At 71.2% G+C, this 26618-nt stretch carries 27 protein-coding genes; 21 read left to right on the top strand and 6 right to left on the bottom strand.

The genetic code is table 11. The annotated features are described in order from the left end of the window. Window positions 1–120: 120 nt before the first annotated feature. The 9 genes from AB0H93_RS43045 (at window position 121) to AB0H93_RS43005 (ending at window position 7855) form a co-directional block, all read left to right on the top strand. On the top strand, window positions 121–384 hold the full coding sequence (locus tag AB0H93_RS43045) for a hypothetical protein (protein WP_358582446.1): 264 nt from the start codon (window positions 121–123) through the stop codon (window positions 382–384). 113 nt (window positions 385–497) lie between these two features. Beyond that, window positions 498–1478, top strand: coding sequence for a DUF3558 family protein (locus tag AB0H93_RS43040; protein ID WP_358582443.1), 981 nt, complete (start codon window positions 498–500; stop codon window positions 1476–1478). A 72-nt stretch (window positions 1479–1550) separates the two neighbouring features. Further along, complete coding sequence (locus AB0H93_RS43035; protein WP_358582440.1) at window positions 1551–3065, top strand: aldehyde dehydrogenase family protein; 1515 nt, start codon at window positions 1551–1553, stop codon at window positions 3063–3065. Between the two features lie 170 nt (window positions 3066–3235). Further along, entirely contained in the window at window positions 3236–4231 is a 996-nt protein-coding gene (dhaK, locus tag AB0H93_RS43030) for a dihydroxyacetone kinase subunit DhaK (protein WP_358582437.1), read from the top strand. Window positions 4232–4245: 14 nt separating this feature from the next. Further along, window positions 4246–4884: a dihydroxyacetone kinase subunit DhaL gene (gene dhaL, locus AB0H93_RS43025; protein ID WP_358582434.1), complete on the top strand. Its 639-nt coding sequence runs from the start codon at window positions 4246–4248 to the stop codon at window positions 4882–4884. Then, entirely contained in the window at window positions 4881–5558 is a 678-nt protein-coding gene (gene dhaM / locus AB0H93_RS43020; protein WP_358582431.1) for a dihydroxyacetone kinase phosphoryl donor subunit DhaM, read from the top strand. The genes dhaL and dhaM overlap by 4 nt, the downstream gene beginning before the upstream one ends. A gap of 178 nt (window positions 5559–5736) precedes the next feature. Next, window positions 5737–6723, top strand: a complete 987-nt coding sequence (locus tag AB0H93_RS43015; protein ID WP_358582430.1) for a hypothetical protein — start codon at window positions 5737–5739, stop codon at window positions 6721–6723. A gap of 22 nt (window positions 6724–6745) precedes the next feature. Next, window positions 6746–7060: a hypothetical protein gene (locus tag AB0H93_RS43010; RefSeq protein ID WP_358582427.1), complete on the top strand. Its 315-nt coding sequence runs from the start codon at window positions 6746–6748 to the stop codon at window positions 7058–7060. A gap of 45 nt (window positions 7061–7105) precedes the next feature. Then, window positions 7106–7855: an alpha/beta hydrolase gene (locus AB0H93_RS43005; protein ID WP_358582425.1), complete on the top strand. Its 750-nt coding sequence runs from the start codon at window positions 7106–7108 to the stop codon at window positions 7853–7855. 46 nt (window positions 7856–7901) lie between these two features. On the opposite strand, the gene AB0H93_RS43000 is transcribed toward AB0H93_RS43005, so the two are convergent. Next, window positions 7902–8420, bottom strand: coding sequence for a GNAT family N-acetyltransferase (locus AB0H93_RS43000; RefSeq protein WP_358582423.1), 519 nt, complete (start codon window positions 8418–8420; stop codon window positions 7902–7904). A gap of 132 nt (window positions 8421–8552) precedes the next feature. On the opposite strand from AB0H93_RS43000, the gene AB0H93_RS42995 reads away from it, so the two are divergent. The 6 genes from AB0H93_RS42995 to AB0H93_RS42970 all read left to right on the top strand — a co-directional run bounded on the left by AB0H93_RS42995 (window position 8553) and on the right by AB0H93_RS42970 (window position 13926). Beyond that, window positions 8553–8702: a hypothetical protein gene (locus tag AB0H93_RS42995; RefSeq protein WP_358582421.1), complete on the top strand. Its 150-nt coding sequence runs from the start codon at window positions 8553–8555 to the stop codon at window positions 8700–8702. A gap of 105 nt (window positions 8703–8807) precedes the next feature. Continuing rightward, entirely contained in the window at window positions 8808–9569 is a 762-nt protein-coding gene (locus tag AB0H93_RS42990; RefSeq protein ID WP_358582419.1) for a 3-hydroxybutyrate dehydrogenase, read from the top strand. A gap of 29 nt (window positions 9570–9598) precedes the next feature. Further along, entirely contained in the window at window positions 9599–10933 is a 1335-nt protein-coding gene (locus AB0H93_RS42985; RefSeq protein WP_132494239.1) for an MFS transporter, read from the top strand. Window positions 10934–10937: 4 nt separating this feature from the next. Then, on the top strand, window positions 10938–12719 hold the full coding sequence (locus AB0H93_RS42980) for a GAF domain-containing protein (RefSeq protein ID WP_358582416.1): 1782 nt from the start codon (window positions 10938–10940) through the stop codon (window positions 12717–12719). A 97-nt stretch (window positions 12720–12816) separates the two neighbouring features. After that, window positions 12817–13278, top strand: coding sequence for a GNAT family N-acetyltransferase (locus AB0H93_RS42975; protein ID WP_358582414.1), 462 nt, complete (start codon window positions 12817–12819; stop codon window positions 13276–13278). 105 nt (window positions 13279–13383) lie between these two features. Then, window positions 13384–13926 carry a hypothetical protein gene (locus AB0H93_RS42970; protein ID WP_358582412.1) on the top strand — a complete coding sequence of 181 codons (543 nt, stop codon included), beginning with the start codon at window positions 13384–13386 and terminating at the stop codon, window positions 13924–13926. A gap of 10 nt (window positions 13927–13936) precedes the next feature. Here AB0H93_RS42970 and AB0H93_RS42965 read toward each other — a convergent pair whose 3' ends face one another. Next, window positions 13937–15151, bottom strand: a complete 1215-nt coding sequence (locus AB0H93_RS42965; protein WP_358582449.1) for a tannase/feruloyl esterase family alpha/beta hydrolase — start codon at window positions 15149–15151, stop codon at window positions 13937–13939. Window positions 15152–15363: 212 nt separating this feature from the next. On the opposite strand from AB0H93_RS42965, the gene AB0H93_RS42960 reads away from it, so the two are divergent. Further along, window positions 15364–16314: a PHB depolymerase family esterase gene (locus AB0H93_RS42960; protein WP_358582410.1), complete on the top strand. Its 951-nt coding sequence runs from the start codon at window positions 15364–15366 to the stop codon at window positions 16312–16314. 176 nt (window positions 16315–16490) lie between these two features. Then, window positions 16491–17306 carry an alpha/beta hydrolase gene (locus AB0H93_RS42955; RefSeq protein WP_358582408.1) on the top strand — a complete coding sequence of 272 codons (816 nt, stop codon included), beginning with the start codon at window positions 16491–16493 and terminating at the stop codon, window positions 17304–17306. A gap of 41 nt (window positions 17307–17347) precedes the next feature. Here AB0H93_RS42955 and AB0H93_RS42950 read toward each other — a convergent pair whose 3' ends face one another. From AB0H93_RS42950 to AB0H93_RS42940, 3 genes are all read right to left on the bottom strand, one after another. Next, window positions 17348–17533 (bottom strand): hypothetical protein, encoded by a 186-nt coding sequence (locus AB0H93_RS42950; RefSeq protein WP_358582406.1) that lies wholly within the window; start codon window positions 17531–17533, stop codon window positions 17348–17350. A 112-nt stretch (window positions 17534–17645) separates the two neighbouring features. Further along, entirely contained in the window at window positions 17646–18461 is an 816-nt protein-coding gene (locus AB0H93_RS42945; protein ID WP_358582403.1) for a MerR family transcriptional regulator, read from the bottom strand. 247 nt (window positions 18462–18708) lie between these two features. After that, on the bottom strand, window positions 18709–20439 hold the full coding sequence (locus AB0H93_RS42940; protein WP_358582401.1) for a M protein: 1731 nt from the start codon (window positions 20437–20439) through the stop codon (window positions 18709–18711). Window positions 20440–20644: 205 nt separating this feature from the next. Here AB0H93_RS42940 and AB0H93_RS42935 point away from each other — a divergent pair, with 205 nt between their 5' ends. The 3 genes from AB0H93_RS42935 to AB0H93_RS42925 all read left to right on the top strand — a co-directional run bounded on the left by AB0H93_RS42935 (window position 20645) and on the right by AB0H93_RS42925 (window position 24543). Beyond that, window positions 20645–21043, top strand: coding sequence for an SPW repeat protein (locus AB0H93_RS42935; protein WP_132494253.1), 399 nt, complete (start codon window positions 20645–20647; stop codon window positions 21041–21043). Between the two features lie 187 nt (window positions 21044–21230). Then, window positions 21231–21884, top strand: coding sequence for a TetR/AcrR family transcriptional regulator (locus AB0H93_RS42930; protein ID WP_358582399.1), 654 nt, complete (start codon window positions 21231–21233; stop codon window positions 21882–21884). Window positions 21885–22224: 340 nt separating this feature from the next. After that, entirely contained in the window at window positions 22225–24543 is a 2319-nt protein-coding gene (locus AB0H93_RS42925; RefSeq protein WP_358582396.1) for a penicillin acylase family protein, read from the top strand. Window positions 24544–24606: 63 nt separating this feature from the next. Here the strand turns inward: AB0H93_RS42925 and mce are convergent, their stop codons facing one another. Next, complete coding sequence (mce, locus tag AB0H93_RS42920; RefSeq protein ID WP_093278119.1) at window positions 24607–25053, bottom strand: methylmalonyl-CoA epimerase; 447 nt, start codon at window positions 25051–25053, stop codon at window positions 24607–24609. A 133-nt stretch (window positions 25054–25186) separates the two neighbouring features. On the opposite strand from mce, the gene AB0H93_RS42915 reads away from it, so the two are divergent. Beyond that, window positions 25187–26194, top strand: coding sequence for a hypothetical protein (locus AB0H93_RS42915; RefSeq protein ID WP_358582394.1), 1008 nt, complete (start codon window positions 25187–25189; stop codon window positions 26192–26194). The last annotated feature ends 424 nt before the right edge of the window (window positions 26195–26618 follow it).

Below are 26618 nucleotides of genomic sequence, written 5' to 3'. Positions count from 1 at the left end.
CCAGTGGTGAGGATGCGGGCTGGTATCGCCGTCCGGGGCTGTTGGCGGGGATCGCGCTGGTCCTGATCATCGCCCTCAACATCATCTTCGGCTGACTTCAAACGACGAGGAGGTTCCGCCATGGCGGGTCGGAGTTCCGGGCACACCGCGGGTGCCTTCGACATCCGGACGGTGATCGCGCTGCTGTTCGCCATCTACGGAGTGGTGATCGCGATCGTGGGCGTGGTGCAGCCGCAGGCCGAGATCGACAAGTCCGCCGGGGTGAACATCAACCTCTGGGCCGGGATCGGCATGCTCGTGTTCGCGGTGGTGTTCGTGGCCTGGGCCCGACTGCGGCCCATCGTGGTGCCCGACGAAGCCGAGCGGGGAGCGTCCCCGGAGTAGGCGAACACCTGGCGTGACGGCGTCCGCACCCTCCGGGGCGGGCGCCGTTCGCGTTGCGCCGGATCTGCAGGTTCCCGTCCGCGACGGCGGATCGGCTAGATAGTGTGATCGCCGTGCCCCGACCAGTGACCTTGATCGCCGCGCTGCTCACCGCGCTCACCGCGTTCGCAGCGGCGGGCTGCGCCGCGGACGGCAAGTCGACCTCGGCCCGGCGGACCGTCGAAGTGCCGAAGTTCGACGTCGACAAGCCCGGGCTGCTGGACCCGGCCTTCGCGCCGGACCGGCTGCGCGGCGTGGACGTGTGCGCCACCCTGCAGTCGGTCGACCTCGGCAGGTTCGGCACACCCGCCCCGGCGTTGACCCCGGACGGCTTCGGGACCTGCTCGAACTTCATGAAGGACCACAACGGCAAGCCGTTCAACGTCACCCTCTACTTCGACGAGGGCGTGTCCGATCCCGGGGCGAACCGCATCGGCGGGCTGCCCGGCACCGTCTACGACAACGGTTCGGGTTCCTGCTTCGCGTCGGCCGCTTACACCGGCGCCGACACCAAGAACTTCGACGAGCCGCGCGGGCTGGAGATCCAGCTGAGCAGCGAGCAGGCGGACGCCTGCTCGCCGGCCGTGCAGATCCTGGCCGACGCCGTCGATGTCGTGCGGACGAAACCGCCGGTCAGCCCCCGCGCGTCGGGCGGACTGGGCGGGTTCGACCCGTGCGAGATCCTCGACCAGGCCGCGATCCGCGACGCCGCGATGGCAGGCTCGGCGGACTCGGCCGGTGGCGAAGGGCTCTACGCCTGCAAGTGGATGGCGGACAACTCCGTGGCGGTGACCGTGAGCTTCGAGGTCGGCGCCCTGGCGAGCAGCTCGGTGCCGCCGGTCGACCTCGCCGGCGTGCCGGGCATCGTGGCGCAGGTCAGCGCCGACCCGCCGACCTGCGCGGTCGGGTGGGAGCACCGCAAGAACGCCAATGCCAACGGCGAGAGCGAGATCGTGCAGATCGAGATCATGAACATGGGCCGGGTCCCGATGGATCCCTGCGCGAATGCGACGAAGCTGGCACAACAGGCGCGGGCGAAGCTGCCGACCGCATGACGGTCCCGGTCGGCCACCGAATTCCGTAGGCTGCACGATGACAACGACCGACGTAAAGGTGGGAGGCCGGCCATGACCCAGACCGCCCGTGGCAGCGTCGAAATGCCCAGCGGCACGACTGAGCAGTCCCCGACGTTCGAGTCGATCGACCCCCGCACCGGGGAGATAGTGGGGCGCCACCCGATCCACGACGCGGCCGAGGTCGGCGCGCGGGTTGCCGCGGCCCGCGAGGCCCAGGCGGAGTGGGCCGAACTCGGCTTCGCCGGCCGCAAGCAGCGCCTCGACGCCTGGCGGAAGCTGCTGGCCAAACGCCTCGACGAGCTCGCGGGCGTCGTCTGCGCGGAGACCGGCAAGCCGCTCGACGACGCCAGGCTGGAACTGATGCTGGTCGTCGACCACCTGCATTGGGCGGCCAGCAACGCGGAGAAGGTGTTGCGCCGGCGAAAGGTCTCGGCGGGCATCGTGATGGCCAACCAGACCGCCACCGTCGAGTACCTGCCGTTCGGGGTGATCGGCGTGATCGGCCCGTGGAACTACCCGGCGTTCACGCCGATGGGCTCGATCGCCTACGCGCTGGCCGCGGGCAACGCCGTGGTGTTCAAGCCCAGCGAGCTCACCCCGGGTGTCGGGCAGTGGCTGGCGGAGAGCTTCGCCGAGGCCGTACCCGAGCACCCGGTCTTCCAGCTGGTGACGGGCTTCGGCGAGACCGGCGCGGCATTGTGCGCCGCCGGGGTCGACAAGGTCGCCTTCACCGGTTCGACCGCCACCGGCAAGCGGGTCATGGCGTCCTGCGCGGAGAACCTGGTCCCGGTGCTGGTGGAGTGCGGCGGCAAGGACGCCCTGATCGTCGACGCCGATGCCGACCTGGCCGCCGCAGCGGACGCGGCGGTGTGGGGCGCGATGTCCAACGCCGGGCAGACCTGCATCGGCGTGGAGCGGGTCTACGTCGTGGACGCCGTCGCGGACCGGTTCCTGGAGATGGTCGCCGAGCGGGCGGGGAAGCTGCGCCCGGGCGGCGAACCCGGCGCCAACTTCGGCCCGATCACGATGCCGTCGCAGGTCGACATCATCCGCGGGCACATCGACGACGCGCTCAGCCGCGGCGGCCGGGCGGTCGTGGGCGGCGAGCACTCGGTGCGCCCGCCGTTCGTCGAGCCGGTGGTGCTCACCGACGTGCCGGAGGATTCCACCGCCATCACCGAGGAGACCTTCGGGCCGACCATCGTGGTGCAGCGGGTTCGCGACGCCGACGAGGGCGTGGCCCGCGCCAACGATTCCCGCTACGGCTTGGGTGCCTCGGTGTTCTCGCGGGCGCGGGGCGTGGAGCTGGCGCGGCAGCTGCGCACCGGGATGGTCGCGGTGAACTCCGTGATCGCCTTCGCCGGTGTGCCGTCGCTGCCGTTCGGCGGCGTCGGGGACTCCGGGTTCGGCCGGATCCACGGCGCGGACGGGCTGCGCGAGTTCACCCGGCCGCAGTCGGTGACGCGGCTGCGGTACCGGATGCCGCTGAACCCGATGAGCTTCGCCCGCGCCAAGGGCACCGTCCGGCGCCTGGTGCGGCTGGTCCGGCTGGTGCGCGGTCGCTGACCCGGCCCGGCTGATCGACTCGGCGTTTCAGCTGGGCTTGCGCGGTCGGTGACAGGAAGGTTCCCTTGCTCTCGCACCCTCCGGCCGGGCTCGCGGGGGTGCGAGAGCGGAGTTGATCGTCAGTCGGCCGGCGCCGCGGGCGCCGGTTCGGCAGCCAAGGAGGCCAGCGGGTGAAGAAGATCATCAATGATCCGGCGGACGTGGTCGCCGAGTCGCTGCGGGGCATGGCCGCCGCGCATCCCGAGCTGCTCCGCGTCCGCACCGATCCCGCGGTGATCGTGCGCACGGACGCGCCGGTGTCCGGCAAGGTCGCGGTGGTGTCCGGCGGCGGTTCCGGGCACGAGCCGCTGCACGGCGGCTTCGTCGGCCCCGGGATGCTGTCGGCCGCGGTGCCCGGCGCGGTGTTCACCTCGCCGACCCCGGACGCGGTGCAGGCCGCGATCGACGAGACCAACGGCGGCGCGGGCGTGCTGCTGGTCGTGAAGAACTACACCGGCGACGTGCTCAACTTCGAGACCGCTGCCGAACTGGCCGGCCTGGACGGCGTCGAGGTGCGCAGCGTGATCGTCGACGACGACGTGGCGGTGAAGGACTCCACGCACACCGCGGGCAGGCGCGGGGTCGGCGGCACGGTCCTGGTGGAGAAGATCGTCGGCGCGGCCGCCGAGCGCGGCGCGGGCCTGGACGCGTGCGAGGAGCTCGCCAAGCGGGTGGTGTCCCAGGTGCGCTCGATGGGCATGGCGGTGACCTCGCCGACTGTGCCGCACGTCGGTCAGCCGAGCTTCGACCTCGCCGCGGACGAGATGGAGATCGGCATCGGCATCCACGGCGAGCCCGGCCGGGCTCGGGTGCCGCTGACCTCGGCGGACGACATCGTCCGGCGGCTGCTGGAACCGATCCTCGAGGACCTGCCGTTCGCCGGGGGCGACGACGTGCTGCTGTTCACCAACTCGATGGGCGGTACCCCGCTGCTGGAGCTCTACCTGGCGCACGGCATCGCCGAGCGGCTGCTCGCCGAGCGCGGCATCCGCGTCCGGCGGCGACTGGTAGGCCCGTACATCACGAGCCTGGAAATGCAGGGCATGAGCCTGACGCTGCTGAAGCTGGACGACGAGCTGACCGAGCTCTGGGACGCGCCGGTGCGCACCGCCGCGCTGAACTGGTGAGGGAGAACGCCGGAATGGGTTGCACCGCACAGGACGTGATCGCCGCGCTGAAGGCGGGCGCGGCGATCGTCGCCGAGCACCGCGACGAGCTGATCCAGCTCGACCGGGCGATCGGCGACGCCGACCACGGGGAGAACATGGACCGGGGCTTCCGCGCCGTGGTGTCCAAAGTGGATACCGCGGCGCCGGAGACGCCGGGCGCGGTGCTGAAGCTGACCGCCACCGTGCTGATCTCCACCGTCGGCGGCGCGTCCGGGCCGCTGTACGGCACCGCGTTCCTGCGCGCGGCGGCGGCGGTCGGCGACGCCGAGGAGCTCGACGGTGCTGCGGTCGCCAAGGCGCTGCAGGCCGGGATGGAAGGCGTCATCGGCCGCGGCCGCGCGGCCGTCGGCGACAAGACGATGGTCGATGCGTTGTCGCCGGCGGTGGAAGCCGCCAAGAGCGCCGCGGAATCCGGCGAAGGCGCGGCGGCGGTGCTGACCGTCGCGGCCGATGCCGCGCACCAGGGCGCGCAGGCGACCGAACCGCTGGTGGCCCGCAAGGGCCGCGCGTCATACCTCGGCGAGCGCAGCGCCGGGCACATCGACCCCGGGGCGCGCTCGACCGCGCTGCTGTTGTCCGCATTCGCCGAAGCCACGAGGTCGCGATCATGAACGTCGGACTGGTCATCGTCTCGCACAGCACCCGGCTCGCCGAGGGGGTCGCCGAACTCGCCCGGCAGATGGCCCCCGAGGTGCGGGTCGTGCCCGCCGGGGGACTGCCGGACGGCAACATCGGCACGGACTTCGAGAAGGTGTCCGCGGCCCTGTCGGACGCCAACACCGGGGCCGGTGCGGTGGTGCTCTACGACCTCGGCAGCGCGCAGATGATCGCCGAGCTCGCCGTGGAGTCGCTCGGCGACCCGAGCACGGCGCTCGTCGTCGACGCGCCGCTGGTGGAGGGCGCGGTCGCCGCTGCGGTTGCGGCCCAGGGCGGCGGCGACATGCGGGGCGTGGCCGGAGCCGCCGAGGTGGCGGCTGCGGGCGGCGAGCTCGCCGAGCCCGGCGAACCCACGACGGCGGACGAAGTCCGCGAGGAGCTGGAGCTGGCCAACGAGGTCGGCCTGCACGCGCGACCGGCGGCGCTGCTGGCCCGCAGCCTGAACGGGCTGCAGGCGAACGTCACGATCTCGCTGGGAGACAAGGAAGCCGACGCCGCCAGCGTGCTGGGCGTCATGGGCCTCGGCGCGCGCAAGGGCGACCGGATCGTCCTGCGCGCCAACGGCCCGGACGCGCGCCAAGCGGTGGAGCGCATCCTCGACCTGGCGAAGCGCAACTTCGACGAGTAGCCGGTGCATGGGAACCTTCCTGCCACCAAAACGGCGGGGAGGTTCCCTTTTCCGTGCCTCGGGTGACAGGAAGGTTCCCATGCTCGCGGCCCGGCAGCGGCGGTTCCCGGGCGGATGACAGGAAAGTTCCCGTGCTGTCATCGGCCGGTCCGGCTGCTCGCCGCGTTAGGCTGAGTTGATGTCGCTGCGTCTCCGTCACCGAGGTACGCCGCTGTTGCTCCTACTGGTGCTGCTGGTGGCGGGGTGCACACCGGAGGCCGCGCCGGCCGGTCAGTCCGGCGGCCGGCCGAGCGACGCTGGCACCGCCGCGGCGGTGCTCGGTGATCTGCGCACAGTGGACCCGTGCACGTTGGCAGATCCAGCCGCGCTGCAAAGTTTCGGTCAGGTGGAGCACGCGGGAACGGTGTCGCTGGACTACTGCCTGCTGCAGCTGAAGCTCAACGACGGCTCGCTGGCGCAGCTCGCGTTGGGAGAACTGGTCGACGCCGGTCCGATCGAGCAGGACCGGCCGGTCGTCCAGCGCGGGCCGCTGCGGATCGTGCAGGACGCGCCGCTGCCCGGGCACTGCACCCGGCAGATCCTGTTCGCCGACGACATCGCCATGCAGGTCAGCGCCGATCTGCTGACCGGCGATCCGGCCGCCGGGTTGTGCGCGGTGGCCCAGGCCGGGGCCGACGCGGCAGTCGCCGCGCTCGAACAGCACCGGGTGGGGCACCGGTCGTTCGGGGCGAACTCGCTGGCGCTGCAGGATCCGTGCGAGCTGCTGGATTCCGCTGCCGTGCAGCAGATTCCCGGCTTGGAAGCGGCGGAACCCCAGCCGAGCCCGGCCGGGCACCAGTGCATGTGGGGTGCGCAGGCCGCCGATGCGCCGCGCGTCCAGTTCCTGCACACCGCCGGTGATCCGCCGAAGGTGCTGCACGGCGCGGCCGTCGAGGAGCAGATCGCCGACCGGCGCACCGTGGTCAGCGTCGTCGGCGGCGACCCGCAGGTTCCGCTGTGCTCCGCGGAAACCGGGCACATCCCGTTCGGTGATCCGGCCACCGGCCAGGTCGAGGTGGCGATGCTGGTCGTGGCCGTGCCGGAGATGACCGGCATCGACGCGTGCGAGTACGCCCGCGGCCTCGCCGTGCATGCTTGGCCGCACCTGCCGGCGTCCGGCCCGTAGCCGGGCCGTTACCGTTGCAGGCGTGCCTCGACGCAACCGACCGCAACGCCCGAAGGGCCTGTCTCAGGACACCAGCCACCGCGCGATGGGCACTGCGTTCGGCATGTCCCGGGTCGAGCACGGGCCCGACGGCGACTGGATGGTGCGCACCGTGCCCGCCGCGCAGGCCACCAAGGCATACCGGTGCCCGGGCTGCGACCACGAGATCAGGCCCGGCATCGCGCACGTGGTGGCCTGGCCGGAGGCGGAGCAGGGCGGCGTCGCCGACCGGCGCCACTGGCACAACGGCTGCTGGAGCGCGCGCGGCCGACGCGGGCCCACGCGGCGCTGGTCGTAGCACGTCACAGCGTGTCGGCCACTCGTTCGTGGCAGGATCGAGGCGATGAGCACCGAGATCCGCGCCAACACGATGCTGCCGGCCCGCCGCGAAGAGATCACCCTGCACACGGCCGACGGCCTGAAGCTGATCGGTGAGCTGGCGCTGCCGGAGTCCCGGCCGCCGCGCGCGACGCTGATCTGCCTGCACCCGCTGCCCACCCACGGCGGCATGATGGACTCGCACATCTACCGCAAGGCCGCGTTCCGGTTGCCCGCGCTCGCCGACCTCGCGGTGCTGCGGTTCAACACGCGCGGCACGGTCAGCGAGGCGGGCCGCAGCGAGGGCAGCTTCGACGGCGGCAACAGCGAGCGGTTCGACGTGGCCGCGGCGCTGGAGTTCGCCGAGTTCCACGACCTGCCGAACGTGTGGCTGGTCGGCTGGTCGTTCGGCACCGACCTGACGCTGGTGCACGGCCTGGACCCGCTCGTCGAGGGCGCGGTGCTGATCTCCCCGCCGCTGCGCTGGAGCACTGAGGAACACCTGGCGGCCTGGGCCGGGTCGGGCAAGCCGGTGCACGCGCTGATCCCGGAGTTCGACGACTACCTGCGCCCGGACGAAGCGCGTCGGCGGTTCGCGGCGATCCCGCAGGCCGAGGTGATCGGCTTCCCGGACACCAAGCACCTCTGGGTCGGCAAGGCGGAGGCCGCGCTGGACGCGATCGTGCGGATCGTGGCGCCGGACGTGCCGACGCCGCTGCCGCGCACCTGGGACGGCCCGTCGGAGACCCGCAAGGTCACCATCGTCGACTCCTGACCTGGGCGTTCCGGCGGCGGGTGACAGGAAGGTTCCCGTGCTCGCGTCAGCCCGTGGCCGGTAGCCGGAACACCAGCTCGGGCAGGCCGTCGCGGTGGCGCGCCAGGTGCAGCTTGAACCCGAGCTTCTCGGCGACCCGCACCGACGGCGTGTTCTCCGCATCCGTCACGATCACGACCGGCCGATCCGGGCGGTGTCGCCGCGCCCACTGCACGGCGGTCTCGGCCATTTCCGTCGCGTAGCCGTTGCCCCACGCGCTCGGCCAGAGACGGTAGTAGAGGTTCAGCACCGGCTCGCCCTCCTCAACCCAGTGCCGCAGGCCGCCGAAGCCGATCACCTCCTCGGAGCCCGGCAGCCGGATCGCCCAGTAGCTGATTCCGTCGGAAACCCAGCTCCGGTGGATCTTGTCGAGCAGCTCGAGGAGCTGTTCCCGGGGTCGTCGGATGTGAGCGTCGAACGGGTGGGTCTCAGCGGCGGCGGAGATCGCGATGAACGCATCGGCGTCGGCAGGCTGGATGCGGCGGAGGACCAAGCGGCGGGTGTGGATCTCATCCGGTTCGGGCACCCGCCCACGCTAGCCCCTCGGCCTGCTCCTGATCATCCGATTTTCGCTGGTAGCGGCGGCGGGTGACAGGAAGGTTCCCATGCTCGCACGGCTTGACCTTGACGCTGGCGTCAATGCCTGGCGTCGGCCGGCATGAACTCGAACCGCAGCAAGGCCGTGATCATCACCGGCGGCGCGCTGCCCGAGGAGATCGCGTGGTGGGTGCTGCAGCTGACCAGGAGCGAAGCTGCTTACGCCACCGGCGTCGTCCTGCCCGTCGACGGCGGACTCGCGGTGAGCTGATGCCCGTCCAGCATTGGGCATGGAGAACAGGACCATGGAGTTCGGCGATGTTGTGGTGTCAGCACACATAGGCGTTGGCGGGTCTGCGGCTTAACGTCCTGGGGCATGAGTGACATCCGGCACGTCCCGTTGGGCGGGCGCGTGGCGCTGGTGACCGGCGCCGGCAGCGGGATCGGGCAGGCGTGCGCGCGAGCCCTCGCCGAGTCCGGGGCGAAGGTCCACGTCGTCGATCTCGACCGCGCCGCGGCCGAACGGGTCGCCGCCGACGTCGGCGGCTGGGCGCACCCCGCCGACCTCGCCGATGCGGCGGCCGTCGACGGGCTTCCCGCCGAGGTCGACGTCCTGGTCAACAACGCGGGTTTCCAGCACGTCGCCGCGTTGCCCGAATTCCCGCCGGAGACGTTCGTCCGCATGCAGCAGGTGATGGTGACCGCGCCGTTCCTGCTGACCCGCAAGGTGCTGCCGCACATGTACGCCCAGGGCTGGGGACGCATCGTGCACGTCTCGAGCGTGCACGGCCTGCGTGCCAGCCCGTTCAAGGCCGGTTACGTGACCGCGAAGCACGCGCTCGAAGGACTGTCCAAAGTGGTCGCGCTGGAGGGCGCCGAGCACGGCGTGACGAGCAACTGCGTGAATCCCGGGTACGTCGACACGCCGTTGGTCCGCGACCAGATCGCCGGGCAGGCCGCGGCGCACGGGCTCGGCGAGTCCGAGGTCGTCGAGCGGGTCTTGTTGCAGCGCGCCGCGCTCAAGCGGCTGATCGACCCGCGCCGGGTCGCCGAACTCGTGCGCTGGCTCTGCGGGGACCACGCGGAGCACGTCACCGGCGCTTCGCTGCCGATGGACGGCGGCTGGACCGCCGCCTGAACCGGCCCACACACAAAGGAGTGTTCGCCTTGGCCAGCAACCCATCCGGGCGCGGCTCGATCGCGCGGGTCGTCGGCGCCAGCCTCATCGGCACGACGATCGAGTGGTACGACTTCTTCCTCTACGGCTCCGCGGCCGCGCTGGTGTTCAACCACCTGTTCTTCCCCGATGCCGATCCGCTGACCGGCACGCTGCTGGCGTTCACCACCTACGCCATCGGGTTCCTCGCCAGGCCGCTCGGCGGGCTGGTGTTCGGGCACTTCGGCGACCGCGTCGGCCGCAAGAAGCTGCTGGTGCTGAGCCTGCTGCTGATGGGCGGGTCGACCTGCGCGATGGGCCTGCTGCCCACCTACGCGGCGGTCGGCGTGGCCGCGCCGCTGCTGCTGACGCTGCTGCGGCTGGTGCAGGGCTTCGCGCTGGGCGGCGAGTGGGGCGGCGCGGTGCTGATCGTGTCCGAGCACGGCGACGATCGCCGCCGCGGGCTGTGGGCGTCGTGGCCGCAGTGCGGCGCGCCCGGCGGGAACCTGCTGGCCACCGCGGTGCTGGCGGTGCTCGCCGCGACGCAGTCTGACGAGGCGTTCATGGCGTGGGGCTGGCGGATCCCGTTCCTGCTCTCCGGCGTGCTGGTGGTGATCGGCCTGTGGATCCGGCTCGCGGTCACCGAATCGCCGGTCTTCCTCGACGCGCAGGCCAAGGCCGAGCAGCGGGAGGAAACCCGCAGCGTCCCGGTGGTGGCGGTGTTCCGGACGCACTGGCGGCAGGTGCTGGTCACCATCGGCTCGCGGATGGCCGAGAACGTGTCCTACTACGTGCTCACCGCGTTCATCCTGGTCTACGTCACCGGGCCGCTGGGGCTGCCGAAGTCCGTCGGGCTGAACGCGGTGCTGATCGGCTCGGCGGTGCACTTCGTGACGATCCCGCTGTGGGGCGCGTTGTCCGACCGGCTGGGCCGCAAGCCCGTCTACCTGTTCGGGACGGTCGCGATGGCGGCGTGGGGTTTCGCGTTCTTCGCGCTGCTGGACAGCAGGTCGGCGGTGGTGATCACGGCCGCGACGACGGTGGGCCTGCTGCTGCACGGTGCGATGTACGGGCCGCAGGCGGCGTTCTTCGCCGAGCAGTTCCCGACCAGGGTCCGCTACACCGGGCTTTCCGTCGGCGGGCAGCTGTCCTCGATCGCAGCCGGTGCGGTGGCGCCGATCATCGCGGTGGCGCTGCTGCAGGGCTTCGGCAGCACGATCGCGGTGTCCGGCTACGTCCTCGCGATGTGCGCGATCACGCTGGTCGCGGTCGCGCTGGCGAAGGAGACCGCGGGCAGCTCGTTGCACGACGAGGCTCCGGAAGAGCAGGTCGCGGTGACAAGATGAGCCGGTGAACGACGACGTGGTCCGGCTGCTCGAACTGCTCGCCAGCGGCGCGAGCAGCGAGCAGCTGGCGCGCGTCGCGGTCGAGAACCCGCAGCTGGGCAGGGCCACGGCGGTGGCGCTGCGGATCCACGGCACGCTCGGCGCGCACCGCCGCCGAGAGGCCGAGCTCAGCGCGCTGTTCGACACCGCCAGCGATCTGGCCAGGCTGCGCGACACCGACGCGGTGCTGCGGTCGATCGTGCGCCGTGGCCGCACGCTGCTCGGCGTGGACGTGTCCTACCTGAGCCTCAACGACGAGGCCGCCGGGCGCACCTACATGCGGGTCACCGACGGCTCGGTGTCGCGGCTGTTCCAGAAGGTCACGCTCGGCATGGGGGAGGGGCTGGGCGGGCTGGTCGCGCAGACCGCGCAGCCGTACGCGACGCACGACTACTTCGCCGACGAGCGGTTCCGGCACACCTCTCCGATCGACTCGGCGGTCCGCGATGAGGGGCTGACCGCGATCCTGGGCGTGCCGTTGGCGCTCGGCGACCAGGTCATCGGCGTGCTCTACGCCTCGGACCGGACGCGCCGCGAGTTCAGCCCGGACGAGGTCGCGCTGCTGTCGTCGCTGGCCGACCACGCCGCGATCGCGCTGGACAACGCGGCCCTGCTGGAGGAGATCAGCGCGCACAGCGAGGCCCTGCACCGCGCCGAGGAGGCCCACGACCGGCTGATGGATCTGGTGCTGCGCGGCGGCGACCTGCCGGAGGTGGCGGCGTCGGTGGCCGATGTGCTGCGCGGCGCGATCGGGATGTTCGACGCGGACGGCACCGAGCTGACCGGCGCCGGCGGTAGACCGCCCGAACCGCCGGCGGAAGCCGTCGCGACGTCCCGGGCCGCGGGCCGTGCGGTGTCCACATCGGACGGATGGGTGTGCGCGGTGCAGGCCGGGCCGGAGCTGCTCGGCAGCATCGTGCTGGTCGGGCGGGCGGATCTGGTCGACGCCGACCGGCGGCTGTTCGAGCGCGCGGCGGTGGTCACCGCGCTGCTGCTGATGCTGCGCCGGTCCGTGGCGAAGGCGGAGGACGAGGTGCGCGGCGAACTGCTCACTGACCTGCTGACCGCGCCCGACCGCAATCCCGGCGCGCTGCTGGCCCGCGCTGAACGGCTCGGGCTGGACCTCGTCGAGCCGCACGCCGTGCTCATCGCGCACGCCGACAAGGTGCCCCGAACGCGGCTGGCGGTGGCGGCCGGGCGGTGCGCCGCGCTCGCCGGCATCCACGCCGAGGAGGTCGTCCTCCTGGTGCCCGCCGGCGATCCGGGGGAGTCGGCGTCCCGCATCGCCGCCGACCTGCGATCCATCGTGGACAACCCGGTCACGGTCGGCGCGGCGGGCCCGGCGCGCGGCCCGCAGGAGATCGCCGCGGCGCACGCCGAAGCGGCTCGCTGCCTGCGCGCCCTGCTCGCGCTCGGCCGCATCGGCGAGGGCGCGGCCATGGACGGCCTCGGGTTCCTCGGCGTGCTGCTGGGCGAGCACACGGACCTGAACGGTTTCGTCCGGCGGACGATCGGACCGGTCCTCGATTACGACACCCGGCGCGGCACCGAACTTGTCGGCACGCTGCACGCCTACTTCGCTGCCGGGGCGAACCTCACGCGTGCCAAGGACGCGCTCCACGTGCACGTCAACACGGTCGTGCAGCGGCTGGACCGCGTCGGCTCCCTGCTCGGCTCCGACTGGCAGAGCCCGGACCGGGCGCTGGAGATCCAGCTCGCGCTACGCCTGCACAACCTGCAGTCCTAGGCGATCCTGCGATCATTCCTGCCATGTCGATCAACTGAATGGCGAAGAGGTCCGCTTCCGCCTCGCCACGGGTGACTCCACGGACGAGGTGCTGCTCGTGCTCGACGAGGCAGCAGGTTGGCTCGCCGAGCGGGGCATCGGCCAGTGGCCGGCGCGCTTCGAAGCGGAGTGGGTCGAAGGTGCGATTTCCCGGGGCGAGACATGGCTGATCAGCGTTGCGGACAAGACGGCGGGGACCGTCACGCTGGACTGGTCCGACCCGCCTTGGGCCGATATCGGTGGCACCGCGGGATATGTGCACCGGATGGCCGTGCGCCGTTGGGCGGCGGGCTTGGGCTCGGTCGTCCTCGACTGGGCGGGTGAGAATGCTCGTGAGCAGGGGGTGGCCGGCCTCCGGCTGGACTGCGTGAGTTCCAACGGCCGACTGCGTTCCTACTACGAGAAGCGCGGGTTCACGCACCGCGGTGACGTCTCGGTAGGTGGAGCCCCGGGGCAGCGGGCGGACGACGGCCCGGTCACCTGGGTCAGCCGCTACGAGCTGCCCATCGTCGCGAGCTGATCGACCGGGCCGGTGCCCGGCCGCCTGGTCGTGGAACAGCTCGCCGAACCGGTGCGGCGTGGATCATGCAAGTGAATGTGAAGAGTGTTCGGCTACTGTTCCTTGGTGCGACAGGAAAACCTCGGTGCCCTGATCGGGGCCGTCTTCGGCGTGGTGTTCGTCTTCGTCAACACCTCGGACCCGTTGTCCGGCCCAGCCGTGCTGGCACTCAAGGTGCTCGCGGCCGTCGCGCTCGCCGTGATCGTCCTTCTGGCTGTGCTGGCCAACAAATCTCCGCGCGCTGCGGACACCCGGCCGTCCGGCGGCATGTTCGGCAAGCGCTACCGATTCGTCGTCGCCGCCGAGGCGGTGTTGCTGTTCGGCGGCATCGGAGTCCTTCGCGTGCTGGGCGCCCCCGACCAGGCGAATGTCGCATGGATCGCCTTCGTCGTCGGGGTGCACTTCCTCGCGCTGGCGGGCGTCTGGCGGCAGTCGTCGATCGCGGTGCCGGGCGTGCTGTTGACCGTCTTCGGCATCGCCGGGCTCGCCATGGCCGGAATCGGCGCGCTGGCGTGGATCCCGCTGGTGAGTGGGACGCTGCCGGGCATCACCCTGCTGGCGGGCAGCTTGACCGCCACGGCGCAGAGCTTCGCCCGGTCCCGGTCCTGACCGGCCGGGGTCAGCTGCCGCCGAGCCAGCCCTCCAGCTCGCCGAAGGCGTCGCGGAAGTGCGGCGCCAGCGGGCGCAGGCGGCCCGGGAACTGGTCCACCAGGCCGTCGGTGTGGTTGCCGCCCTCGATGCGGTGGTAGCGGTGCAGGCCGGCCCGCCCGGACTCGGCCACCATCCGCGCGTAGATGTCGGAATCCCGGCTGATCGGCAGCAGCGTGTCGAGGGTGCCGTGCAGGGTGATCAGCGGTTTTCCGATCCGGCCGGTGAGCGCGATCCGCTCGACCGCGCGATGCACCTCGGCGGGGCGCCGGGCGTAGTCGTAGTCCGCGTCGCAGCCCTCGGTCCCGCTGGCGCAGAACGGGATCCCGGCCACCCGGTCGCCGTCGTAGCCGGGATCGAACTCCTCGCGGTAGATCCGCTGCGTCAGGTCCCAGTAGACGCGGTGGTGGTAGTCCCACAGGAACTGCGACCCCGGCGCGAAACCCGCGGACAGGATCGCCTGTTCATCGTCGGCGGGGTAGGCGCGAAGCGCCGTCGGCAGGAAGGTCAGCAGGTTGTCCCGCTGCGTCCACAGTGTCCCCTCCCAGTCGATTCCGCCGTCGTAGAGCCAAGGCCGGTTCTCCAGCTGCCAGCGCACCAGGTAGCCGCCGTTGGACAGCCCGGCGGCGAGCGTCCGCGACGGCGGCCGGCCGTAGTGCCGCCAGGCGGTGACCTTCGCCGCGGCTGCCAGCTGCGTGACGCGGTGGTTCCACTCGGCCACGGCGTCACCCGGCCGCTGCCCGTCGGTGAAGAACTCGGCGCCGGTGTTGCCCTTGTCGGTCGCGGCGAAGGCGTAACCAGCGGCCAGGACGTGATCGGCGATGGCGCGGTCGTTGGCGTACTGCCTGCGGTTGCCGGGAGTCCCGCTGATCACCAGGCCGCCGTTCCACCGCTGCGGCAGGCGCAGCACGAACTGGGAGTCGTGGTTCCAGCCGTGGTTGGTGTTCGTCGCGGAGGTGTCCGGGAAGTAGCCGTCGATCTGGATGCCCGGAACCGGCCCCGGCGCGGGCAGGTCCTGGGCGGTCAGGCCGGCCCAGTCGGCCTGCACCGTGTGCCCGGAGCCGAGCGTGCCGGTGGTGGTCAGGTCGTCCAGGCAGGCCGATTCCTGGTGCGCGGCACCGGGAACCCGCGCCGCGGGACGGCAGTCCGCCGACTGCGCGGCCGCCGGCTCGGCCGGAAGGAGCAGCGTGCCGGCGAGCAGACCGGCGGACAGCAGGGCGATTCGGCTGGGCACGGCAGACCTCCTCGGGTTCGCCCCGTGACGCTATGGCGGGGCGCCGAACCCGAACATGTGGTGACGGCACACAAAAGGCGCTCGCGGTGTAGTGGCGTCCACTGTGGAGGTGGTTGCGCCAACGCCCCTACCTTGGTGGTGCAAACCACAAGGAGGTGGTCTGAGTGCGTGTCTTCTCGCTGGTCGCGGCCGTGCTGCTGGCCCTGTTCGCCGTCGCCCCCGCCGCGTCGGCGGCCGAAATCCGGGAGGTGACCGGGTTCGGCGCGAATCCCGGCGCGCTCCGCATGTTCGAATACGTCCCCGACGGGCTGCCCACGGGCCGCCCGGTCGTAGTCGCGATGCACGGCTGCACGCAGGATGCGGCCGGGTACGGCAACGGCGCTGGGTGGGTCGAACTCGCCGAGCGCTCGGGGTTCACGCTAGTGCTGCCGCAGCAGGAAGCGGCCAACAACAGCAGCCGCTGCTTCAACTGGTTCCAGCCCGGCGACACAACGCGCGGCCAGGGCGAGGCGGAATCGGTCGCGCAGATGGTGCGGCGTGCGATCGACGACACCGGCGCGGACACGGCCCGGGTCTACGTCACGGGCCTGTCCGCAGGCGGCGCGATGACCTCGGTGCTGCTCGCCACCTACCCGGAAATGTTCGCCGGTGGCGGCGTCGTGGCGGGCCTGCCGTTCGGCTGCGCGACGAGCGCCGTCGACGCGTTCACGTGCATGAACCCCGGCCGGGATCTGACGGCGGCGCAATGGGGTGACAAGGTGCGAGCCGCGAGCCAGCATCAAGGGCCGCGGCCGACGCTGAGCATCTGGCACGGCACCGCCGACTACACGGTGGCGCCGGCGAACCAGCGCGAACAGGTCGAGCAGTGGACCAATGTGCACGGCATCCCGGGCACGCCGTCGGCCACCGACACCGTCGCGGGCTACCCGCACGCGGTCTACAACGACGCGGGCGGCCGAACCCTGGTGGAGACGTTCGAGATCACCGGCATGGGCCACGGCCAACCGATCGACCCGGGCACCGAGGCGGGCCAGTGCGGTCAGGTGGGCGCCTACCTGCTGGACGTCAACATCTGCGCCGCAGCACACCTCAGCAACGCCTGGGCGCTCGGATGACAGGAAGGTTCCCATGCTCGCACCGGGCCAGGGTGGGGTGACAGGAAGGTTCCCAAGCTCACGCCGGGGCTCGGTGGGGATGACAGGAAGGTTCCCAAGCTGCAATCCGCACAGCAGGGCGGGCGGTGGCGGTTCGTCGGGGCGCGTCGGGTGGGTCGTTCCGGCAGGATGGGCCCGTGCACTTCATCGAATCGGGAGCCGGGACGCCGCTGGTGCTGCTGCACGCCTTCCCGGTGGATGCGCGGATGTGGGATCCGGTGCGGGGCCGCCTGGACGACCAGTTGCGGGTGATCACCCCTGATCAGCGGGGTCTCGGCGAGAGCGCGTTGGACGGCTCGTCGGCGCGGGGCCTGGCGGAGCCGGGCGCGAACCGGCGCGCGGCAGTGCAGCCGAGCATCGATCGCGCCGCCGCCGACATCCTGGCCCTGCTGGATCAGTTGGAGCTGCCGCGGGTCGTCCTGGGCGGTTGCTCGATGGGCGGCTACGTCGCGATGGCGCTGCTGCGCGCTGCGCCGCAGCGCGTCGCGGGCCTGCTGCTCGTCGACACCAAGGCCGTCGCCGACAACGACGAGCAGCGCGCCAACCGCCTAAAGGTTGCGGATCGTGCGGCGAGCGAGGGCACCAAGGGTTGGCTCGCGGATAGCAGCCTGCCGAACCTGTTGGGGCGCACTACGCACGAGCAACGCCCCGAGATCGTCTCCAGTGTCCGCGAGATGATCGATGCTCAGCCCGCGGACGGTGTCGCGTGGGCGCAGCGCGCGATGGCGGGACGTCCCGACAGCACAGCCACGCTGCGGGCCTACGACGGCCCGGCGCTGGTGGTCGTCGGCGAGGAAGACGCGCTGACGCCCCCGGAGAACGCTCGCGAGCTCGCGGATGCGCTGCGCGGTGGCGAGCTCGTGACGTTGCCGGGCGTCGGGCACCTGTCGTCGGTCGAGGCGCCGGACGCCTTCGCCGACGTCGTCCGTTCCTGGATCGCCCGGATCGCCTAGGCGGCGCGAGGCTCGGTTGCCGAGCCTCGCGCCCTTGCCTCCTAGTGGTCGCCCTTGCCCGGCGGGTGGGCATTCCGCTCTACGGCGCGATCCCGCGTTTTCTCCATGTCCGCCTCGGACCGCTTGAACTGCTCGGCCGTTTCGCTGGGCAGCATGAAGTAGCTTCCGGACTGCCGTTTGGCGCGCGCCCTGTCGTCATCACCGGTTGGGAACTCCTGGTCCGACATGACCTGGTCCTTTCCGTCGGTGCAGGCCGCGAGATGCCCACAGCTGTCCTTGCTCGTAGAGACAGGCGTCGTCCCTCTCGATGACGCGCACCCGTGCTGACCAGGCAGGACGTCAGGCGATGGGCTCCTGGATCTCGGTCACCATCCCGGCCGGGTCCGCCGGGCAGGCCAGCGTCACCTCCCGGTTCGTGCCCAGCGGCCTGTGGCCGCTGTCCTCGATCCAGCGCGCCAGCGCCTGGTACGCGGGAAGGCAGTCGTCCATCGGGCCCCGGTGCACGATCGTCGCCGCCTTCTCCACCGCGGGCAGGTCCACCACCTCGAAGCCGTAGGCGGGGTCCGGCTCGACGTTCACCGGCAGGCCGGCGTGCACGACCATGGTGTCGTCGTCCGCTCCGTACTCGTAGTACGCGGTGGCCGGGCCGACCGGCGTCACGCCGGCGCGACCCAGCGCGGCGCCGAGCTCGTCGTAGAGGCCGCGGACCACCGGGCCGATCGACTGCGGATCCATGCTCCTGGCGGTACCGGAGCGCACGGCCAGCCGCAGCGCCGGGATGGACTTGATCGTCACTTCATCGGTGGGCATGGTTCCCTCGGTTTCGATCGTTCGGAGCCGCGCCTGCACGTGCGCCAACCGGGCCGTGTCGGCCGCGATCCGGGTTTCGAGTTCGGCCTGCCGCAGCCGCAGCATGCCGCGCAGCTGCTCGGCGGTGAACTCCTCGTCGAGGATCCGCTGCACCTGCTGCAGGCTGAAACCCAGTTCCTTCAGCGCGATGATCCGGTTGAGCCGGGCCAACTGGTCGGCGGTGTAGCCGCGATGACCGGTCGACCGGTTGACGTGCGCGGGCCGGAGCAGCCCGAGCGCGTCGTAGTGGCGCAACATCCGGACCGACACCCGGCCGTGCCTGGCGAAGTCTCCAATGCTGAACATGACACCCCTGGTTTAGGACCTGACACCGTGTCAGGTGCAAGTGTCCGCCGCGAGGTGGCGAGCCGACCAGCGGCGGAACGGCGTCCGAGTCCTAAGTGGACTGGTTCAGCCCGGCGCAGCCACCGCATGTGTGGCCGTGCCGACGTCCAGCATCTGGTGTCGCGAGCGCGCGTCGTTCCACAGGGGACGCGCAGCGTGAGTCAGCCGACGTCGTGCGAGCTGTTCGCGCAGGTGAGGCGGGCTGTTGTCAGCGGCGCTGCTGGTTCGTGGCGTCGATCCGGGTGGCGCTGTGGGAGCGCTGCTGCTGGCCCTTGCCCTCCGGCACCGGCAGCTGGATGCGCCGCGTCGGCTCGTCGTGCGGGCTGTGACCGCGCGCCGTGTCCCGGTGGATCTGCTCCGTCGGCCCGTCGTCGGCGGCTCCGCCGCCGCCCGACGGCTTGCCGCCCTGGCCCTTCGGCTTCGCCTGCTTCGCAGGCTGCGCCTCGGGCTTCGCTCCGCTCGGCTTCGCCTTCGTCGCGTCCTGCGCCGGCTTCGCCTCGGCCGCCGGCTTCGCCTGGCGGGCGGGCTCCTCGTTGCGGGAGTCGCGGGCGAGGGCGTCTTCGGCGTCCTTGCGGGCTTGTTCGCGGGCTTCCGCCGCCGCTTCGCGGAGCTTGTCCTCTTCGGAGTCCTCCTGGGCGAGGCGTTCCAGGAGCGGCGTGGTCTGGCCGAGCATTTCGGCGGCGTCGCGGAGCTTCTTGGCCACGGACTCGCGCAGTTCGGTCAGCGAGTGGACCTGCTCGTCCGCCTTGGTGAGGCGGCGCTGGACCTCTTCGGTCGTCGCGCCGAGGCGGCGCTGGGAGTCTTCGCGGGCCGCCGTGACCAGGCGCTTGCTCTCGCGGGTCGCTTCGTCGATGAGGCGGGTGGCCTCCTCGGTGCACTCGCGGACCATCCGCTCGGACTTCTCCGTGGCCTCGCGGACCAGCCGCTCGGCTTCCGACTTGCTCTCCCGGATCCGCTTCTCCGCGGCCTCGGTGCTCTCGCGCTTCCGCTTGTCGGCGGCTTCGATGCTCTCCCGCTCGCGCTTCTGCGCGGCTTCGATGCTTTCGCGCTCGCGCTTCTGCGCGGCTTCGACGCTTTCGCGCTCGCGGCGCTCGGCGGTCTCGATGCTGTCCTTCTCGCGCTTCTGCGCTGCGTCGGTGGATTCGCGGGTGAGCTGTTCGGCCTTCGCGGTGGCGTCGCCGACCATCCGGTTCGACTGGTCGGTGGCCTCGCGGACCCGGCGGTGCGCTTCGGTGGTGCCTTCGCGCAGCCGGCGGTTGGCCTCCTCGGTCGCTTCCCGGACGCGGCGCTCGGCTTCCGCCTTGCTGGTGGCCTCCTGCTCGGCGAGGGTGCGCATGGATTCGCTGCGGCGCGCCGCCATCGCGATCTCGAAGTCCTCTTCGACCTGGATCCGGCGGGCCTCGGACTCCTGGTCGGCGCGCTTGCGGTTCTCCTCGGCCTCGCGGGTGATCCGCTCCGCCTCGACCTTGGCCTTTTCCATCAGCGAGCGGTGCTCGGTTTCCATCTCGCTGCGCCGGCTGTCGACCTCGGAGAGCAGCCGCTCGTAGCGGTTGCGCAGGTTGGTCGCCTCGGTCTCGGAGCGCGTGCGGATCAGGCCGGCGTCCTTCTCGGCGCGGCCCCGGATGTCGTTCGCCTCGTCCTGGGCGAGGCGCAGCATTCGCTGCAGGCGCTCGCTGAGACCTTCCAGCGTGGTCGGCGGTTTGGCCAGCCGGTCGACCTGGCCGCGCAGGCTCTCGATCTCGGAGCGGGCCGACTCCAGCTGCTTGGACAGGTCTCCCGCCTGGGAGACCGCGGCGTCGCGATCCGCGGAGAGGATGCGGATGTCGGCGTCGAGTCGCTCGAGGTGCTCATCGACCTGGGCGCGGTCGTAGCCGTTCTTGCGAGCGAGGTCGAATCCCGATCCCAGTGGCAGCAAATCGCGGTCGTCGGCAAGGCCCATGGCAACCAAGCTACCTGGAAGACGACGTTGTTGTGGGAGGTGTGGCGCGTATCAGCCGGATTTTCCTCGCCCGGTGGACGAGGCCCCCGACGCGGCTTCGCGGTGGCGCGCCGGATGGTGTGGCGAAGCGGACGGAACACCACGATCCGGACTCTTGACCGGCTGGCCAACCAAGAGTGAACATGGAGGTGCAAGTCGGGCATCAGTGGAGGTGATCGACGTGGCCGATAGGTCGAGCGGTTCGACTGTGAAGCCGTGGGTTCGCTGGCAGGACTGGGTCGCAGTGGTGCTGGGCGTCTACCTGATCCTCGGGACGATGTGGACGGCGACGAACGGGGCGGCGATGTCCGCGATGATCGTGCTGGGCGCGTTGCTGGTGATCGCGAGCGTGTGGTCGTTGGCCATGCCGGGCTCGATGACCAGCGAATACAGCCACATGCTGTTGGGCGTGCTGCTGTTCATCTCGCCGTGGGTCCTCGGCTACACCGGGTTCATGGGCGCCTCGTGGACCTCGTGGATCGTCGGCGTGCTGGCCGTCATCGCTGGTGCCGCCGCGCTGCCCGAAGCCAACGCCGCGCACCGCGGAATCGCGGGCCAGCACTGAGGGCCGTGCCACGGGTGGCTGCCGTCACCTGTGAAACACGCCAATCGTCGCGAGCGGTGGCGGCCGTTCGAGCGATCACCACCACTCGCGAGTTCGCTGTCGCGCGGTCCGGCGGTAACGTCCGGGCCGCGCGTTCTTTTTGACCGGCCCCGTGGAACGAGTCGGCCGGAGGTCGGAGGTCGGGTTCATGGCGGAGGCACCGGGCGATCGCGGCGCCCGCAAGCGGCCGTCCACATCGGACGATGCCGTCGCGGCGCCGGGTGATCGGTCCGCGCGGGAGCGCATCCTGAACGCGGCAGGCGAGCTGTTCGCAGAGCACGGCTTCAACGCCACGCCCACCTCCCGGATCGCCGAGCGAGCAGAGGTCCCCAAAGGACTCATCCACTACTACTTCCGGCGCAAGCAGGACCTGCTGACGGCGCTGGTCGAGCGGCTGCCCGAGGATCTGGTGGAGTCCGACCGGGTCGCCGTCCGGGGCGATGTCGCGGGCAGCCTGCGCCGGCTGATCGGCGAACTCGACGCGCGGCTGGAGTCGTCGCCGCTGCTCAGCCACCTGCTGTGGCGGGAAGCGGACACGCACGTCGCGGTGCGGCAGGCGCTGCAGCGGCGGTTCGGGACGGTGGTGGAGCTGATCCGCCGGGTGATCGAGCTGGCGCTGCCGCCGGGCCCGGTGAGCTGCGACGTCGACACCGCCGCCGTGCTGCTGGCCCGGGTGGTCAACCACCGCCACTCGGTGGCCCGGCACGGCGCGCACGACGACGAGCTGGACCGCGAGATCAGCTTCATCGCCAAGGCCCTGGAGCTCGGCGTCGGGAAACCGCGGAAGGTCAAGCCGGCCTGACCGGGGCCTGGCCGTACGGCGGGGTGGGGCCAGGCCTACTTCCGGGCCGAGGTTCAGGCCGGGGGCGGGCTCGCGGGGCAGCGCCGCCGCCTGGCGCTCGGCATCGCCGATGACGGCGACAAGAACCGCCGCGTCCTCGCCGTGCTCGCCTACCTGAACAACCCCTGACGCCTGGCTCACCTATCATGAAGTCGCTTCACTCTTGTGAAAAGATGTTGCCCGGACTACAACTTCCTGCAGGTGGTCGACGCGGGAGGTTGTGGTGGACGTTGGGCGCGTGCGGTTTTCCCGGCGACAGGGTTTCGTCGCGACTGCGGCGGGAATCGCCGGAGCAGGTGTGATGGCGGCCGCGGCGAGCGCGACCCCCGGTGACCCGGCCCCGGTGACGAACTTCCAGGTGAAGGGCCTGCGGGCGCCGGTCGAGCTGATCGAGGACCGCTACGGCGTCCCGCACCTGTACGCGAGCAGCGAGGACGACGTGTTCCTCGCCCAGGGCTTCAACGCCGCCCGCGAGCGGCTGTTCCAGATCGACCTGTGGCGCCGCCGCGGCCTCGGGCGGCTCGCCGAGGTGCTCGGCCCGGACTACGTCGACCAGGACCGCGCCACCAGGCTGTTCCTCTACCGCGGCGACATGGACGTGGAATGGTCGCGCTACGCCCCGGACGCGCAGCGGATCGCGACGCAGTTCACCGCCGGCATCAACGCCTACCTGGACTGGCTGGACCAGCACCCGGAGCAGCTGCCGGCCGAGTTCGGCATCCTCGGCTACCGGCCCGCCCGCTGGGAACCGGCGGACGTGGTGCGCATCCGCAGCCACGGCCTGACCCGAAACCTGACCAGCGAGGTCAAGCGCGCCAAGGTGGCCTGCGCCGCCGGGGTGGACGCGGACCTGGTCCGGCAGGGCCTGCAACCCGACCGGCGGACGACCGTGCCCGAGGGCTTCGACCCGTGCGCGATGCCGGCGGACGTGCTGGCGGTATTCGAGCTCGCCACCCAGGAGGTCGAATTCAAGGACGGTTCGATCCGAGCCAGGACGATCCGCGACGCGACGACCGAAGGCAGCAACAACTGGGTGGTCGGCGGGCAGCGGACCGCCACCGGGCGCCCCATCCTGGCCAACGACCCGCACCGCGCCTACTCGGCTCCGTCGCTGCGCTACATCGCGCACCTGTCGGCGCCCGGCCTGGACGTGATCGGCGCCGGCGAGCCCGCGTTGCCGGGAATCTCCATCGGGCACAACGGCACCATCGCGTTCGGGCTCACCATCTTCCCGATGGACCAGGAAGACCTGTACGTCTACCAGCTCGACCCGGCCGACCGCACCCGCTACCGCTACCGGGACGGCTGGGAGTCGATGTCGGTCCGGCGCGAGACGGTCGCGGTGTTCGGCGAGGCCGACCGGACCGTCGAGCTCGCGTTCACCAGGCACGGCCCGGTGATCCGCGTGGACGAGCAGCGGAACCTCGCGTACGCGGTGCGGACGGCCTGGCTGGAACCGGGCATGTCGCCGTACTTCGGCAGCATCTCCTACATGCGGGCCCGGAACTTCCGCGAGTTCACCACGTCGATGCGCAACTGGGGCGCGCCGACGGAGAACCAGGTCTACGCCGACGTCGACGGCAACATCGGCTGGGTGCCCGGTGGCCTGGCGCCCAAGCGGGTCGGTTACGACGGCCTGCTGCCGGTGCCCGGCGACGGCCGCTACGAGTGGAACGGCTTCTACTCCGGCGACGACCTGCCGCGCGAGCTCAACCCGGCGGCCGGGTTCATCGCCACCGCGAACCAGTTCAACCTGCCGCCGGAATACCAGGACAAGGGCCTCGGGTTCGAGTGGACCAACCCGTTCCGGCACCAGCGGATCGTCGAGGTGCTGTCGCGGCAGCGCAAGCACACCGTGTCGGATTCGGCGGCGCTGCAGAACGATCAGCTGTCCATCCCGGCCCGGCGGCTGATCGCGCTGCTGTCCGAACTGGACAGCGGTGAATCCGATCTCCGCCGCGCGCTGCGGCTGCTGCGGGGATGGGACTCGGTGGAGGCGGCCGATTCGAACGCCGCGGCGCTGTTCGAGGTGTGGCTGTCGAAGCACCTCGGGCCCGGGTTCGTGCGCGCCGCCGTGCCGAAGGCCGCCGGCGTGATCGAGGACGCCGACACGCTGGTCCTGCTCGGCGAGCTGGAGAAGCCCGGCAGGTGGCTGCCGGACGAGGCGGCCCGCGACCGGCTGCTGCTGGACACGCTGCGCACTGCTTACGCCGAGGTGCAGGAGCTGCTCGGGCGCGGCGAGGGCAGCTGGCGGTGGGGCAAGCTGCACCACAGCTTCTTCCAGCACCCGGCGTCGAAGGCGTTCGACGCCGGCGAGCGCGCCCGGTTCGACGTCGGCCCGCTGCCGCGCGGCGGCTCCCCGGACACCGTGAACCAGTCGTCGTACCGGACGAACGACTTCCGGCAGACCAACGGCCCGTCGTTCCGGATGGTCCTCGACGTGGGCGACTGGGATTCCTCGATCGCGGTCAACACGCCGGGCCAGTCCGGGAACCCGGACGACCCGCACTACCGGGACCTGGCCGAATCCTGGCGCACCGGCGAGTACTTCCCGCTCGCCTACAGCCGTGAGGCGGTCGAGGAGATCGCCGAACGCCGGATGCTGCTGCTCCCGGCGTGATCGGGTCGTGAGTGCTTTGTGCTGCCATGGCGGCACAAAGCACTCACGACTCCGAGGCTGTCCTCAGTGGACTTCGGCCGGTTCGACGAGTTCGACGAGGACGCCGCCGGCGTCCTTGGGGTGCACGAAGTTGATGCGGCTGTTCGCCGTGCCGTGGCGCGGTTCCTCGTAGAGCAGGCGCAATCCCTTGGCGCGGATCGCCGCCATGGCCGCGTCGATGTCCGTCACCCGGTAGGCGAGTTGCTGCAGGCCGGGGCCGTTGCGGTCCAGGAACTTCGCGATCGCCGAATCGTCGCGCAGTGGCGCGATGAGCTGAATCTGCGTCACGCCCGTGGCGTCGCCGGGCGCCCGCATCATCGCTTCGCGCACGCCCTGTTCCTCGTTCACCTCGGTGTGCGCGACTTCTAATCCGAAGGTGTCCCGCTGGAAGGCGATGGCCGCGTCCAGATCGGCCACCGCGATGCCCACGTGATCCACGGCCGTGACCAGGCCGGTTAAGTCCGCTCGCATGCCCGCAGCGTAACTCGCGACCACATTTTCCGGGAATACCGGCAAATCCGGAAGATCGAATTGCCCCAACGAGCGGAGTCGGGTGACCTTGCTACGCACGAGCATGTGGCTGATTCACCTGAGAGGGGCGAAGATGGCGAAGAAGCAACGTGGGCCGGTTCGCGGGCTCGCGATCCTGACGGCGGTGCTCGGCGTCACCATCGGATTAGGCGTACCCGCCGCGCTGGCCGCCGGTGGCGACGGCGTGCCCAGCGGCGGAGGCGGCGACAATCCGCGCGCGGACCAACTGCGCCGGGACCGGGCCTGGGTCGCGCCCGGGCCGCTGGTGTTCGGCACCGAACCGTACGCAGCGGTGAGCGCCGCAGCCGAGGAGGCGGCAGGGGCGGCCGACTGCACGATCAGCGCCAAAGCCGCGACCAACCTGGCGCTGTCCACGACGTGGCCCGAGGTGGCGGGATCCGGCAAGGCGCCGTCGCCGATGACCCTGTCCCGCTACGACGACCAGACCTCCCTCGCCGACCCCGAACAACGAGCCAAGGGCCTGTTCTTCAACCCGGGCGTCGGCATCTGGCAGCTCGACTCGGCCGGGCTCGGCGCCGGGGAGACCGCCGCGACCGCCATCGACTCGGTCGGCGCCGCGCAGAAGATGGTGCCGTACATGGTCGGCAAGTTCTGCGACGCGGTCAACGGCGGATCGTCCACCGCAAGCGCCCGAGCCACCGCGTGGAAGGACTGGCACGCCTGCGACGCAGGCGCCTGCGAAACGATCTACCAGCGGCTGGAATCCGACGGCGTCACCAAGGACGACAGCGTCACCCGGTACGGCGGGGCGCAGCCGCGCGACTGCACCTTCGAGGGCACCAAGTACGACTGCCTGTACGTCGACCCGAGCGAGGCGGAGGGCGAAAAGGCCTGGACCGCCCCCGACTTCGGGCCGGCCCCGGTCCCGGCACCGTTCTACGTCTTCACCTACGCGGAGGGCGGAAAGGACTACGAGGTGCGGTACTGGCTGAAGGCCGACTCCGGCGCGGACACCGACGTGTCGGCTTCCCGGGAACTCGGCGTCAACGCCCGCACGAAGCTGTCCTGGGCCGCCGAAACCAGCCTCTGCGACACCACCACCGGCACCGGCAACTGCTGAGAGCAGGGGAACCTTCCTGTCACGCCCGGCCGTCCACGGGCGGCTGGGCGTGACGGGGCTTGCGAGGAAGGGAACCTTCCTGTCGTCCGGCGGCCTGATCGCCGGGGCGGGTGGCGTCGCGAGCATGGGAACTTTCCTGTCACCGGAGCCGGTGACAGGTGAGAGCATGGGAACCTTCCTGTCATCCGTAGCGCCTGGTTATGGCAGTCGTCACAGGTGGCACCGGGTGTCATCGCGGGTATGGTCCGGGAGCGCCCGCGGGGCCATCATGGTGCTGCGACGCATCGATGACGTGGCAGTCGACGAAGACGCACCGGGAGGCAGTGGTGAGCGGTTCTGTGATCGTGGCGGGGGCGCGTACTCCGATGGGGCGGTTGCTGGGGTCGCTGAAGGATTTCTCGGGTGCGCAGTTGGGTGGGTTCGC

It is taken from the genome of Saccharopolyspora sp. NPDC050642 (assembly GCF_040654735.1).
Lineage (GTDB): Bacteria > Actinomycetota > Actinomycetes > Mycobacteriales > Pseudonocardiaceae > Saccharopolyspora > Saccharopolyspora elongata.
This window is presented reverse-complemented; position numbering and strand designations above follow the sequence as displayed.